Below are 13,716 nucleotides of genomic sequence, written 5' to 3' on the forward strand. Positions count from 1 at the left end.
GATGGACGGCCTGCGTTTCGCCTTCGGGACCCTCACCGTGTTCCCCGCCCGCATCACCCGCTGGGACCGGGACGCGGCACGCTCCGGCATGCTCTGGGCCCCGCTCGCCGGACTCGCCGTCGGCCTCGTCGCCGCCGCGGCCGGCGGGGTGCTCCTGCCGCTCGGCTCAGGGCCGCTGACCGCCGCCGTCGTCACCGTCGCCGTCCCCGCGCTGCTCACCCGCGGGCTCCACCTCGACGGCCTCGCCGACACCGCCGACGGGCTCGGCAGCGCGAAGCCCGCCGACGAGGCGCTGCGCATCATGAAGCAGTCCGACATCGGCCCGTTCGGCGTCATCGCCCTGGTCCTCACCCTGCTCGCGCAGGTCGCGGCCGTGTACGAGCTGTACGGGGAGGGCTGGGCGCACGGCGCGGTCTCCGTGGTCCTCGCGGCCACGGTCGCCCGGCTCGCCCTCACCCACGCCTCCCGGCACGGCGTCCCGGCGGCGCGGCCGGAAGGGCTCGGCGCGATCGTCGCCGGCACGGTGCCGGTCCGGTCGGCGACCCTGTGCACCGCCGCCGTCCTCCTCCTCGCCGCCGGCGGGGGCCTGCTGCTCTCCCCGTACGACGCCGTCCACGCCGTCCTCGCCACCGGCGCCGGCCTCGCCGTCGCCGCCCTCCTCCTCCGCCGCTGCGTCCGCCGCTTCGGCGGCGTGACCGGCGACGTGTTCGGCGCGGTGGAGGAGACGGCGGCGACGGCGACGCTGGTGGCGCTGACGCTGGGCTAGACGACAGGCTCTAGCAGGCCCTGCGCCAGACCCCCAGCTCGTACTTCTTCTGGATCGAGCTCAGGCCGAGCTCGCGGCTCCGGGCGCAGAAGGTCTCCGTGGACCGCTCGTACTCGGCGTGGAAGACGGGTTTGCCCGCCGCGACGAAGGGGGTGAGGCGGTGGCACTCGTCGTACTCGGCGCACTGCTCGTTGACCGCGAAGTCGAAGGCGTCGAGGAGCTGCGGGATCTGGTCGAGGTCGTTCTTGAGGCCGACGGCGAGGCCGCGGTCGTGGGCGAGGCGGGCGATCAGCCGGTTGTAGCGGAGCTGGTCGGCGGCGGTCAGCGGGAAGCCGGTGCGGTTGGCGTAGCCGTCCATGTTGTCGGGTTCGACCGCGTCGAAGCCCTTGGCCCGGCACATCTCGATCCGCTCGGCCATCAGGGGTTCGAGGACGTCGGTGCGGCGGATGTCGAGCCAGCGCTCGCCCTCCCAGCCGTTGCCCTCGCCGAGGACGGACTCGGGGAAGCGGCCGGCGTCGGGGCGGAACTCCTCCCAGGCGCCGGTGGACAGGTAGCAGATCACCTTCCGGCCGCGCCGGTGCAGGTCGGCGACGGTCTCGGCGGAGTGGTCGAAGCCGTCGATGTCGTAGACGGGGACGTCGACGGTCGGGTCGAGCTTCCCGCTCAGCTGCCACTGCCAGGCCAGACCGGCCTTCGGGCGCCAGCGTTCGCCGCGGGGTTCGGGGTCGGGCTCCGGGGCGGGGCCGCCGGTGCAGGCGGTGAGCAGGAGCAGCAGGACCGCGAGGAGGAGCGGGGGGCGTCTCATCGGGCGGGCTCCGGGAGGTCGTGCGGCAGGGTGCCCCAGGGGTGGGCGCCGGTGCCGGGGACCGCGCAGTGCACCTCGGTCACCGGGCGGGATCCGGGCGGGGCCGCGTAGACGAGGTGGCAGTGGTGCGGGGCGGCCGGCGGGTCGAGGGCGCGGTAGCTGTCCCAGGGCCCTTCGAAGGTGACCAGCAGGTCGGCGAGTTCGGCGTACCGCTCGTCGGGCCGGGTGCCGTGGTTGAGCACCAGGGTCGCGGCCCCGGCGGCGCGGGCGGCGACGGCGAGCCGCCGGTAGTGCGGCAGGGCGTCGGGCGCGGTCGCCACCTGGTCGAGGAAGGCCCCGTCGGCGCCGTACCAGTCGCGGTGGCGCAGCAGGTCGGCGACGACCTCGGCGTGCGGGCGGCGGCCGTAGGCGGTGTCCGCGTAGCCGAGGATCCGCACGCCGGCGGCCCGCAGCCGGGCGGCGGCCTCCGCGAAGGCCGGATCGGCGGCCTCCCCGGCGCCGTTCGCCGGGTTGAGGACGACGCCGTAGAGGACGGGCGCGGCGGCGAGCAGGGCCGCCCAGTCCTCGGGCCGGTCGTCGGGGTGCTCGTAGAAGGGCACCAGGAGGGAACGTTTCACTCGCTGTGGCTCCTAAGCGCGGTGGGTGGTCGGGCGTACCAGCAGAACATGACTGAGGAGGGCCAGTGCCGCCGCCGCTCCCCCGGCGGCGAGCGGGCCCGCCGCCGGCTGGAGGGTCTGGGCGGCGGCGGCCAGCAGGCAGACGGTGGCCGCGCCGAGGACGGCGCCGAAGGCCTGGAGGAGGAGTCCCAGCCAGAGCACCGTGCCGATGAGGACGAGGACGAGCAGCCGGTCCGGGGCGGGCCAGGGGGTGCCGGACCCGAGCAGGGTCGCGGCGAGGGTGAGCGCGAGCAGCGCGGTCAGATAGCCGCCGAGGCAGCCCAGCAGGGTGCCGGTGATCGCCCGGCGGAAGGCGCGGGCGGTGGTGTGGGTCCGCAGCCGGGCGAGGCTGCCGCCCCGGAAGCGGTGCAGCAGCCATTCGGCGGGTCCCATGGAGAGGGTGAGCGCGACGACCGCGCCGGTGCCGGCGGCGAGGGAGTCGCCGAGCCCGGCGTGGAGCACGAGGACCCCGCTGCCGAGGCCGAAGAGGCCGTACGGGACGGAGGCCGAGAGCGGTGGTCCGCCCCGGCCGGCGGCGCCGCGCGCGGTGCCGGGGCGCAGCGTCCGGGCGGCGATCAGGCAGGCGGCGGTGAGCGAGAGGGCCGGGAGCGCGACGCGGAGCGGGTCGGGCAGGTCCCAGCGGAGGGCGGGGAGGGCGCCGAGCAGCGGCAGCAGGGCGGCGAGCAGGGCCCGTTCGCGGCCGAGGACGAGGAGGACGGTGGCGGCGGCGAGGTAGAGGGACTGGCCCGCGGCGAAGAGCGCGGCGGGCAGTTCGCCGTCGCGGGCCGCGGCGACGGCGACGGCGGTGCCGGCGAGCACACCGGCGGGGGCGCCGAGGAGCAGGGCGCGGGCGGCGGCGGGCCGGTCGCCGAGGCCCAGCCAGGTGTGGGCGCGGTGGGAGAGGGCCTGGTTCCACACCCAGCCGGTGACGGCGCCGGCGAGCAGCGGGACGGTGCCGGCGGGGAGTCCGTACCGTCCGTGGGGTCCGGCGAGCAGGGGGCCGGCCAGGACGTGGGCGAGGCAGGGGAAGGCGAAGACGAGGCCGCGCAGCAGGCAGCCGCCGAGTCCCGCGAACCGGCCGGGGGCGGCCGGTTCGCGCCGGGGCGGCTCGGGGTGGCGCCGTTCCCCGCGTGCGTAGAGGTCCTCGGCGAGGGTGAAGGAATCGTTCCGCCCGTAGGCGAGGCGGATGTGGTCGTCGGTCATGCCGTCGGCCTCGAGGAGCGCGGCGATCTCGTCGGGATGGACGGCCGCCGCCACGAACTCGTCGAGGCGGAGCGCGAGTTCGTCGAGCGGGTCCGCGGCGGTCCCGGACGGCCCCTCGGGCCCCGGGGCGGACACGGTGCCGGGCGCGGGCGGGGTGCCGGGCACGGCCGGGGTACCGGGTGCCGGCCCCGTACCGGGTGCCGGCCACGTGCCGGGCTCAGGGCGGGCGCCCGCGGGCCCCTCCCGCCGGGGGCGGGGCAGGGCCGGCAGGGGCGGGGCCGTGGTCGGGGGCTTCAGCCAGAGGGAGCCGCTCATGCCGGGGTGCCTTCCGGGATTCGGGGCGCGCCGCGGCGCGGGGACGGGATGCTGACGCGCAGCGGCGGGACGGCGACGGGGGGCTCGGGGGCGCGGGGCGCGGCGAGTTCGCGGTAGATGCGGCGGAAGCCGTCGACCGAGCGGTGCAGGGTGAACTCGTCGACGACCCGCTGCCGGGCGCGGCGGCCGAGGTCGGCGCGGCGGGCGTCGTCGCGCAGCAGGGCGGAGACGGCGGCGGCCATGACGGCCGGTTCGCGGGGCGGGACGACGACGCCGGTGTCGCCGACCGCCTCCCGTACCCCTCCGACGTCGGTGGAGACGGTGGCCCGGCCGCAGGACATGGCCTCGATGAGCGAGAAGGGGAAGCCCTCGCTGATGGAGGAGAGCATCACGACGCTGCCGGCGGCGTAGGCGGAGGGGACGTCGGAGACGCGGCCCTCGAAGGAGACGCCGTCGGCGACGCCGAGTTCGGCGGCGAGCTTCTCCAGGCGGGTGAGGTAGTCCTCGTTCCCGGCGGGGACGGGGCCGAAGAGACGGAGCCTCAGCTCGGGGAGTTCGGCGCGGGAGATCGCGTACGCCCGGATCAGGGTCTCCAGGTCCTTGATCGGGTCGACCCGGCCGCACCAGCTGAGCGTGGGGGTCTCCGGTTCGGGTCCGGCCTCGGGGAAGAGGGCGGGGTCGACGCCGTTGTAGACGGTGCGGATGCGGTCGGCGGGGGCGCCGCCGCGCTCCTCCCAGCGCCGGTTGTACTGGTTGCAGGGGGTGATGAGGTCGGCCCGGCGGTAGCCGAGGGAGTTCAGCTCGCGGTAGAAGCCGAGCATGAGGGCCTTGACGGGCCAGCGCTGGGCCTCGGTGCGGTAGCCGAGGTAGCGCTCGCGGAGGTAGATGCCGTGTTCGGTGAGCAGGAAGGGCACCCCCTCGAAGTGCTGTGCGGCGAGCGCGGGCAGGGTGGCGAGGCCGCTGGAGACGGCGTGTGCCACGCTGCCGTCGGCTATCCGGGCGCCGAGCGGGCGGAGGGCGTGTTCCAGCAGGTCGGTGGCGGTGAGGGCGTCGTGGACGGTGGGGCCGGCCGCACGCGTCGGCAGGTGCGGCATGGTCCAGATCCACATGAGGGAGCGGAGGGCCGCCTCGGAGCGCAGGGCCGGGGTGAGCCGGCCCTCGCGGGCGAGGGCGGCCAGTTCGTAGAGGCTGCCGGCGAGGTCATGGCCGGCCTCCGGGTCGAGGAGGGCGAGCAGGAAGTGCTCGTAGTCGGCGAGGAAGCGGCGGCGTTCGCGCCCCCGCGGGGGCCGGGCCGCGCGGCGGGGCGCGGCCGGTCCCCGCTGGTGGCCCCAGAGGGGGAACGCGGTGTGCCGGGTGATGTTGGGCGGCAGCTCCCAGGTGACGGGCTCGCGGCCGCTGCCGGTGAGGGCGAGGATCTCGAAGGTGACCTCGGGCATGCCCCGGACGAGCTGGTCGCACCAGGTGCTGACGCCGCCGTGGACATGTGGATAGGTGCCTTCGGTGAGCATGGTGACGTGACGGCCACTGCTCGGCATGTGCGTGTCCCCCCAGGACGTGCTGGTCAGGCGGTCGGGAGCTGGAGCGTGACGGCGGTCTGGAGCAGTTCCGGCGCGGTCCAGTCGGAGCGGCTGCCGGCGTAGGCGGTGCCGAACGCGGTGGTGCCGAGGAGGAGTTGCTTGCGGGTGCCCTCGGGGGCGGTGACGGGGACCTGGACACCGGCGGGGGCCTTGACGGTGACGGTCGTGCCGACGCGGTACGCGGTGACCTTGCCGGCGGCGAGGGCCGCGTCCCAGGCGTCGCGGCGGGTCAGCTCGGTGCCGACGTCCTTCTGACGGGGGTTCACGAGGGGGGTGTTCGCGGCGAAGAGTCCCCGGTAGTCGGCGAGGATCCGGTCGAGGACCGGGTAGAGGAGGCGTTCCTCGGCGAGGTTGGACTGGTGGACGTAGTGCGGGCGGGGGTCGTTGGCGACGACGTGGCCGAGGGCGATGCGGGCCTCCTGCGGCACGATGTACGCCGCGTAGCCGGTGGCCGGGTCGAGCGGGGCGGGCAGGCAGGTGGAGGCGGGGTTGGACTCGCAGGCGCCGCTTCCGCCGTCGGCGCGGGAGGTGTAGATCCAGTTGTACTCGTCGGCCATCTCGGCGGCGGTGCCGACGTTGTAGTACACGTTCATGGGGTGCCGGGGCACGGTCTTCGCGGCGCCGATCGCCCGCTGGCGGGGCTCACGGGAGTTGTCGGCGGCGATCGACTTCACCCCGTTGTCGGCGAGGGCGGCGGCGAGGTTCGGGTTGTCGGCGGGCTGCTGGGGCAGGGTCCTGAGGCCGGAGTGCTCGCCGGTGACGAGTTCGGCGCGGTCGACGGAGATGCCCTTGCCCGCCGCCCAGGCGAGGTTGTCGCGGATCTGGGCGGAGAGCTCGGCGCGGCTGACCCAGAGCGTGGCGCCGGAGGCGTTCTTCGCGCACTGCCAGGGGACGGTGGTGTTGTCCTGGACGCAGCCGAGGAAGGGGTGGGTGTAGGTGTGGTTGATCCAGCGGTACTGGGCGCGGTCGGCGATCAGCCGGGCGGCGAGCGGGTCGCTGCCGCCGTGCTCGGACTTCCACTGCTCGCCCTGGCCGCCGTTGTAGACCATGTCGAGGGTGAAGCCGGAGGTCTTCTGCCAGGCGGCGGCGTGGGTGGCGTCGGCGGCCGTCATCCGGATGGGGTTCTCGGGCTCCCCGTCGCCGCCGACGCAGTCGAGGTCTCCGGGGGTGCAGTTGCGGACGGTGTCCCAGCGGGCGTCGGGGGCGAAGACGTCGTCGACGTGGACGGAGAGGTAGTTCCGGGACCGGCCGAGGTGGACGCCCTGGGTGAGCCAGTCGACGATGCCGCGGGCGAGGGCGCGGAACTGCCGCTGGTGCTGGTTGTAGGCGAAGGTGACGACGAGTTCGCGGCGCCCGTCGGCGGCGTACTCGCCGACCAGGCTGGCCCGGCCGCCGGTGCCACCGACGGGGATGTCGAGGTAGCTGGTGAAGCCGGCCCGGGGGCGGCCCGCGTAGCCGTAGCTCTCGGAGATCGCCGGGTCGTTGTCCTCGAAGGCCAGGCTGCCCGCGAGGTAGCCGAAGGGGCCGGCCTTCCCGGCGGGGGTGACGCCGGCGGTGGCGCCGTCGAGGACGCCGGACCAGCCGCCCTCGGTGGTGTAGTCGAGGCCGACGCCGGGGTGGGACCAGGTGTACGCGTCGACCTGCGGGATGCCGAAGGCGCGCTCGTACGCCTGGAGGGCGGTGTGCTCGGCGGAGTCGGGGCCGAAGGCGGTCTCGTGGGGGAGGACGACGCCCTGGTACTTGGCGCGGGGCCGGCCGTCGACCGTGTCGCTGAGGAAGCCGGCGGTGAGGACGGGCCGGTTCGGGTCGTTCAGGTCGAGGGTGCGGTACGGGACTCCGGAGCCCCTCAGCTCGGCGGTGATCGCCTCGACCGCGCTGCCGCCGTCGTCCACGACCAGGACGGTGAGGTCGATCCGGGGCGCCGGGGCGGCCGCGGCCTGCGCGGACGGCACCACGGTGGCGAGGAGCGCCGCCGCGGCGAGGACCCCCGCGGTACGGCCCGCGCGGCGCGGTACCCCCTTGTTTCCGGACTTCCTCGGCGCGGCCGCGGGCATGCGGGATCTGTTCGCGGGCATGGTGTGGTGTCCCCCCTCGGCAGGCCTCCGGACGAGGGAGGACCTGTGGAGATGAAGCGCGGGCGCGAGTGCCGCCCTTGCGTGAATGAGGCGAGTGTGGCGGCGGCGCGGAAGCCGGAAGGACAAACATGAAAGAGACACCACGGATGAGTGAACCGAAGCCGCGGTGAGCGAACCGGATGAGCGAGCGTAGGCTCGTTCTCGGCGCTCATCGGGCCGAAATACGATGCGGCGGGCTCGGTCGGCCCATCCCTCGACCGCCACAGAACTCAATGGAAGCGAGATTTCACCACCGTGACTGCTCTCACTCTCAGCACTGCCGGAGCGGCGACGCTGCGTGCCGACGCCCTCGTCGTCGGCGTCGCGAAGTCCGGGAAGACGCTCGTCGTCGCCCCGGGCGCGGAGGCCGTCGACAAGGCGTTCGACGGCCGGCTCGCCGCCGTCCTGGAGACCCTGGGTGCCTCGGGTGGAGAGGGTGAGGCGACCAAGCTGCCCGCGCCCGCCGGCCTGAAGGCCCCCGTCGTGCTCGCCGTCGGCCTCGGCTCCGCCCCCGAGGACGGCGAGCCGTTCGACACCGAGACCCTCCGTCGCGCCGCCGGCACCGCCGCCCGCGTCCTCTTCGGCTCGAAGAAGGCCGCGTTCGCGCTGCCGATCGCCTCGGCCGAGGACGCCGGCGCGATCGCCGAGGGCGCGCTGCTCGGCGCGTACTCCTTCGACGCCTGGAAGGAGGAGGTCAAGGACGCCAAGAAGCCGCTGGCCGAGGTGGCGCTGCTCGGCGCCAAGCCGCGCGACAAGGCCCACAAGGCCGCCGCGGACCGCGCCCTGGCCGTGGCCGAGGAGATCAACCGCGCCCGCGACCTCGTCAACACCCCGCCGAACGGCCTCACCCCGGCCTCCTTCGCCGCGATCGCCCAGGCCGCCGGCAAGGAGCACGGCCTGAAGGTCCAGGTCCTGGACGAGAAGGCGCTCGCGAAGGGCGGCTACGGCGGCATCCTCGGCGTCGGCGCCGGCTCGGAGAACCCGCCGCGCCTGGTCAAGGTCGCCTACACGCACCCGAAGGCGGAGAAGTCCCTGGCCCTGGTCGGCAAGGGCATCACCTACGACTCGGGCGGCATCTCCCTGAAGCCGGCCGGCCACAACGAGACGATGAAGTGCGACATGGCCGGCGCCGCCGCCGTCCTCGCCGCCGTCGTCTCCGCGGCCCGCGTCGGCCTGGAGGTCAACGTCACGGCGTGGCTGGCCCTGGCCGAGAACATGCCGTCCGGCTCCGCCACCCGCCCGGGTGACGTGCTGCGCATGTACAGCGGCAAGACCGTCGAGGTCCTGAACACCGACGCCGAGGGCCGGCTCGTCCTCGCCGACGCGCTCACCAAGGCGTCGGAGGAGCACCCGGACACCATCGTCGACGTGGCGACCCTGACCGGCGCCATGGTGCTGGCCCTGGGCAACCGCACCTTCGGCATCATGGCCAACGACGACGAGTTCCGTACCGCGCTGCACGAGATCGCGGAGGAGGTCGGCGAGCAGGCCTGGCCGATGCCGCTCCCCGCCGACCTGCGCAAGGGCATGGACTCCCCCACCGCCGACATGGCGAACATGGGCGAGCGGATGGGCGGCGGCCTGGTCGCCGGCCTCTTCCTCCAGGAGTTCGTGGGCGAGGGCATCACCTGGGCCCACCTGGACATCGCGGGCCCCGCCTTCCACGAGGGCGCCCCGTACGGCTACACGCACAAGGGCGGCACCGGCTCCTCGGTCCGCACCCTGGTGCGGCTCGCCGAGCTGACGGCGGCCGGCGAGCTCTGAGCCCGCCGACGCCGGACGGAGGCCCCGGACGCTTCGGCTCCGGGGCCTCCCCCGTTCCCGCGCCGCTGTTCGCTGCCGACGAAATCCGTAGGTTCGTACGCCCTGGTGGACGGCCGGACGGACGATCGCCCGGTCTCATCCACCGGCCCCGCGTCCCGCCGTCCGTCAACAAGTGCGAAGATGGGTTCTCGGCAGGACAGGGCCCCCACCACAGGGCCGACATAATGCGGCCGGACACCGGAGCCGCCGCCCGGTCATCGACGACCGGCGACGAGCGCACATGCATGGAGGACGTGACGTGGCGAACGACGCCAGCACCGTTTTCGACCTAGTGATCCTCGGCGGCGGTAGCGGCGGTTACGCCGCGGCGCTGCGCGGAGCGCAGCTGGGCCTGGACGTCGCACTGATCGAGAAGAACAAGCTCGGCGGCACCTGCCTGCACAACGGCTGCATCCCGACGAAGGCCCTGCTCCACGCCGGCGAGGTCGCCGACCAGGCGCGCGAGGCGGAGCAGTTCGGTGTCAAGGCCTCCTTCGAGGGCATCGACATCAAGGCCGTGCACAAGTACAAGGACGACGTGATCTCGGGCCTCTACAAGGGTCTGCAGGGTCTCGTCGCCTCCCGCAAGGTCACCTACATCGAGGGCACCGGCCGCCTGTCCTCCCCGACCTCCGTCGACGTCGACGGGCGCCGGGTCGAGGGCCGCCACGTCCTCCTCGCCACCGGTTCCGTGCCGAAGTCCCTGCCCGGCCTGGAGATCGACGGCAACCGCATCATCTCCTCGGACCACGCCCTCACCCTGGACCGTGTGCCGGAGTCCGCGATCATCCTCGGCGGCGGTGTCATCGGCGTCGAGTTCGCCTCCGCGTGGAAGTCCTTCGGCACCGACGTCACGGTGATCGAGGGCCTGAAGCACCTGGTCCCGGTCGAGGACGAGAACAGCTCGAAGCTGCTGGAGCGCGCCTTCCGCAAGCGGGGCATCAAGTTCAACCTCGGCACCTTCTTCCAGAGCGCCGAGTACACCGAGAACGGCGTGAAGGTCACCCTCGCCGACGGCAAGACCTTCGAGGCCGAGGTGCTGCTCGTCGCCATCGGCCGCGGCCCGGTCTCGGCCGGCCTCGGCTACGAGGAGCAGGGCATCGCGATGGACCGCGGCTACGTCCTGGCGGACGAGTACATGCGGACCAACGTGCCCACCGTCTCCGCCGTCGGCGACCTGGTCCCGACCCTCCAGCTGGCGCACGTCGGCTTCGCCGAGGGCATCCTGGTGGCGGAGCGGCTGGCCGGTCTGAAGACCGTCCCGATCGACTACGACGGCGTGCCCCGGGTGACGTACTGCCACCCCGAGGTCGCCTCCGTCGGCATCACCGAGGCCAAGGCCAAGGAGATCTACGGCGCGGACAAGGTCGTCGCCCTCAAGTACAACCTCGCGGGCAACGGCAAGAGCAAGATCCTCAAGACCGCGGGCGAGATCAAGCTCGTCCAGGTCAAGGACGGTGCCGTGGTCGGCGTCCACATGGTCGGTGACCGCATGGGCGAGCAGGTCGGCGAAGCGCAGCTGATCTACAACTGGGAGGCGCTGCCGGCCGAGGTCGCGCAGCTCATCCACGCCCACCCGACGCAGAACGAGGCACTCGGCGAGGCCCACCTGGCCCTGGCCGGCAAGCCTCTGCACTCCCACGACTGACGCTCACGTCACTCACAGGGCGCGACGACCAACTTCCGCAATTCGTTAGGAGCAACTGAAACCATGTCGGTTTCCGTAACCCTGCCGGCGCTCGGCGAGAGCGTCACCGAGGGCACCGTCACCCGCTGGCTCAAGGCCGAGGGCGAGCGCGTCGAGGCGGACGAGCCGCTGCTCGAGGTCTCGACCGACAAGGTCGACACCGAGATCCCCGCCCCCGCCTCCGGCATCCTGGCCTCCATCAAGGTGGCCGAGGACGAGACCGTCGAAGTCGGCGCCGAGCTCGCCATCATCGACGACGGCTCCGGCGCCTCGGCCGCGGCCGAGGCCCCGGCCGCCGAGGCCGCCCCGGCCCCTGCCGCCGAGGCCGCCCCGGCTCCGGCCGCGGAGGCCGCTCCGGCCCCGCAGGCCGCGCCGTCCACCGAGGTCCAGGAGCCCGCCCCGGCCCCGACCGCCGACGCCACCTCCGGCGGCGGTTCCGCCGAGGGCACCGACGTCGTGCTGCCCGCGCTGGGCGAGTCCGTCACCGAGGGCACCGTCACCCGCTGGCTGAAGTCGGTCGGCGAGACCGTCGAGGCCGACGAGCCGCTGCTCGAGGTCTCCACGGACAAGGTCGACACCGAGATCCCGGCGCCCGCCTCCGGCGTGCTCCTGGAGATCGTGGTCGGCGAGGACGAGACCGCCGAGGTCGGCGCCAAGCTGGCCGTCATCGGTGCCGCGGGCGCCGCTCCGGCCGCCCCGGCCCCGGCTGCCCCGGCCGCCCCCGCCGCCGCCCCTGCTCCGGCCGCCCCCGCCGCTCCGGCTCCGGCCCCCGCGCCGGCCGCCCCGGCCGCGCCCGCCGCCGCTCCGGCTCCGGCCGCGCCGGCCGCCCCGTCGATCGCCCCGGCGGTCGTCACCCCGGTCCCGGCCACCCCGGCCCCGGCCCCGGCCGCCGCTCCGGCTCCCGCCGAGGACGGCGCCTACGTGACCCCGCTGGTCCGCAAGCTCGCCACCGAGAACGGTGTCGACCTCGCGGCCGTCAAGGGCTCCGGCGTCGGCGGTCGCATCCGCAAGCAGGACGTCATCGCGGCCGCCGAGGCCAAGAAGGCCGCCCCGGCCCCCGCCGCCGCCCCGGCCGCCGCCGCTCCGAAGGCCGCCTCCCTGGAGGTGTCCCCGCTGCGCGGCCAGACCGTCAAGATGACCCGCATGCGCAAGGTCATCGGCGACAACATGATGAAGGCGCTGCACACGCAGGCCCAGCTGACCTCGGTCGTCGAGGTCGACATCACCAAGCTGATGAAGCTGCGCGCCCGCGCCAAGGATGCCTTCGCCGCCCGTGAGGGCGTCAAGCTCTCCCCGATGCCCTTCTTCGTGAAGGCCGCGGCCCAGGCGCTGAAGGCCCACCCGGTCATCAACGCCCGGATCAACGAGGACGAGGGCACGATCACCTACTTCGACTCCGAGAACATCGGGATCGCGGTGGACTCCGAGAAGGGTCTGATGACCCCGGTCATCAAGGGTGCGGGCGACCTCAACATCGCCGGCATCTCCAAGAAGACCGCGGAGCTGGCGGGCGCCGTGCGCGCCTCCAAGATCACCCCGGACGACCTGGCCGGCGCCACCTTCACCATCTCCAACACGGGTTCGCGCGGTGCGCTGTTCGACACCGTCATCGTCCCGCCGAACCAGGTCGCCATCCTGGGCATCGGCGCCACGGTGAAGCGTCCGGCCGTCATCGAGACCGCCGAGGGCACCGTCATCGGCATCCGCGACATGACCTACCTGTCGCTCTCCTACGACCACCGTCTGGTGGACGGCGCCGACGCCGCCCGCTACCTGACGGCCGTCAAGGCGATCCTGGAGGCCGGCGAGTTCGAGGTGGACCTCGGTCTCTGAGGGCTCGTAGAGCTCCACGCCTCCGAGGCAACGTAACGAGCCTCACCAGCGGTGTCCCCGTCCGGATGTGTCTCCGGGCGGGGGCACCGCCGTATTGTCTAAGGGTCACGAAACTCCCGGAGGAGCCGTTCCATGACCGTCCCCGTCGTCCACTCGCTGCGCGAGCAGATCCGCGAGCACATCGTGGAGGGGATCGTCAGCGGCCGCTGGAAGCCGGGCGAGCGGATCGTCGAGCGCCGGATCGCGACCGAGCTGGAGGTCTCCCAGACCCCGGTCCGCGAGGCGCTGCGCGAGCTGGAGTCGCTGCGGCTGATCGAGTCGGCGCCGAACAAGGGCGTCCGGGTCCGCAACCTCACCGCGGCCGACCTGGAGGAGAGTTATCCGGTCCGGGCCGGTCTGGAGCAGATCGCGGCGGAGCTGGCCGCGCCCCGGCTCTCGGCCGACTGCTCGACCCTGGAGCCGCACGTGGCGGCGCTGTACGAGGCGGACGCGACCTCCGACGGCACCGGTCAGGTCCGGCACACCGTGGCCTTCCACCGCGAGCTGGTGAAGGCCGCCGGCAACAGCGTGCTGCTGCACACCTGGGAGGGCCTGGGCATCGAGGTCTTCACCGCGCTGTCGATCCGCTGGCTGGGCACGGTGCAGAAGTCGTACGCGGAGGAGCACCAGGAGCTGGTGGAGGCCTTCCGCCGCAGCGATCCGAACATCGGGGCGCTCGTCAAGGCCCACGTCCTGGGCTGCGCCCCCCGCGCCTAGTCGTTCCCGCAGGTCAGAGCCCCGCTTCGGCGGGGCTCCGGTCGTTTCCGAATCGTTCGAAAAGTCGGCACCCGGTGCCCATTTTCGCGGCACCCTGTGCCGACTTTCTCGATCTGAAGAGGTTTCCTGCTTCAACCCTTTGATCGATCATCGATCGGCGGTTTACAGTCTTCGACGGGCCGCCACCCGGCCCTCAGCCCT

General features: G+C 73.7%; 10 protein-coding genes. 5 read left to right on the forward strand and 5 right to left on the reverse strand.

Annotated elements, in window-relative coordinates; all coding sequences use genetic code 11:
* The first annotated feature begins 1 nt into the window (after nucleotide 1).
* A complete protein-coding gene (locus ACF1BN_RS11345; protein ID WP_392331331.1) occupies nucleotides 2-766 on the forward strand; it encodes an adenosylcobinamide-GDP ribazoletransferase in 765 nt (254 codons plus the stop codon).
* A gap of 10 nt (nucleotides 767-776) precedes the next feature.
* Here ACF1BN_RS11345 and ACF1BN_RS11350 read toward each other — a convergent pair whose 3' ends face one another.
* From ACF1BN_RS11350 to ACF1BN_RS11370, 5 genes are read right to left on the reverse strand one after another with little or no spacing between them, the layout of a single operon-like run.
* Entirely contained in the window at nucleotides 777-1,571 is a 795-nt protein-coding gene (locus ACF1BN_RS11350; protein ID WP_392331332.1) for an endo alpha-1,4 polygalactosaminidase, read from the reverse strand.
* Nucleotides 1,568-2,188 (reverse strand): spherulation-specific family 4 protein, encoded by a 621-nt coding sequence (locus ACF1BN_RS11355; protein ID WP_392331333.1) that lies wholly within the window; start codon nucleotides 2,186-2,188, stop codon nucleotides 1,568-1,570. The genes ACF1BN_RS11350 and ACF1BN_RS11355 overlap by 4 nt, the downstream gene beginning before the upstream one ends.
* Before the next feature lie 12 nt (nucleotides 2,189-2,200).
* The gene (locus tag ACF1BN_RS11360) at nucleotides 2,201-3,745 is read right to left on the reverse strand and encodes a hypothetical protein (RefSeq protein ID WP_392331334.1); all 1,545 of its coding nucleotides are present in this window, start codon (nucleotides 3,743-3,745) and stop codon (nucleotides 2,201-2,203) included.
* Nucleotides 3,742-5,280 carry a GT4 family glycosyltransferase PelF gene (gene pelF, locus ACF1BN_RS11365; RefSeq protein ID WP_392331335.1) on the reverse strand — a complete coding sequence of 513 codons (1,539 nt, stop codon included), beginning with the start codon at nucleotides 5,278-5,280 and terminating at the stop codon, nucleotides 3,742-3,744. Before pelF ends, ACF1BN_RS11360 begins: the two co-directional genes overlap by 4 nt.
* Nucleotides 5,281-5,306: 26 nt before the next feature.
* Nucleotides 5,307-7,397: a hypothetical protein gene (locus ACF1BN_RS11370; RefSeq protein ID WP_392331336.1), complete on the reverse strand. Its 2,091-nt coding sequence runs from the start codon at nucleotides 7,395-7,397 to the stop codon at nucleotides 5,307-5,309.
* Between the two features lie 294 nt (nucleotides 7,398-7,691).
* On the opposite strand from ACF1BN_RS11370, the gene ACF1BN_RS11375 reads away from it, so the two are divergent.
* From ACF1BN_RS11375 to ACF1BN_RS11390, 4 genes are all read left to right on the forward strand, one after another.
* A complete protein-coding gene (locus tag ACF1BN_RS11375) occupies nucleotides 7,692-9,200 on the forward strand; it encodes a leucyl aminopeptidase (protein ID WP_392331337.1) in 1,509 nt (502 codons plus the stop codon).
* Nucleotides 9,201-9,498: 298 nt separating this feature from the next.
* On the forward strand, nucleotides 9,499-10,887 hold the full coding sequence (gene lpdA, locus ACF1BN_RS11380; RefSeq protein ID WP_392331338.1) for a dihydrolipoyl dehydrogenase: 1,389 nt from the start codon (nucleotides 9,499-9,501) through the stop codon (nucleotides 10,885-10,887).
* A gap of 63 nt (nucleotides 10,888-10,950) precedes the next feature.
* A complete protein-coding gene (sucB, locus tag ACF1BN_RS11385; RefSeq protein WP_392331339.1) occupies nucleotides 10,951-12,759 on the forward strand; it encodes a 2-oxoglutarate dehydrogenase, E2 component, dihydrolipoamide succinyltransferase in 1,809 nt (602 codons plus the stop codon).
* A 132-nt stretch (nucleotides 12,760-12,891) separates the two neighbouring features.
* Nucleotides 12,892-13,515, forward strand: coding sequence for a GntR family transcriptional regulator (locus tag ACF1BN_RS11390; RefSeq protein ID WP_392331340.1), 624 nt, complete (start codon nucleotides 12,892-12,894; stop codon nucleotides 13,513-13,515).
* The last annotated feature ends 201 nt before the right edge of the window (nucleotides 13,516-13,716 follow it).

The sequence above is a fragment of the Streptomyces sp. NPDC014861 genome, from assembly GCF_043081625.1.
Lineage (GTDB): Bacteria > Actinomycetota > Actinomycetes > Streptomycetales > Streptomycetaceae > Streptomyces.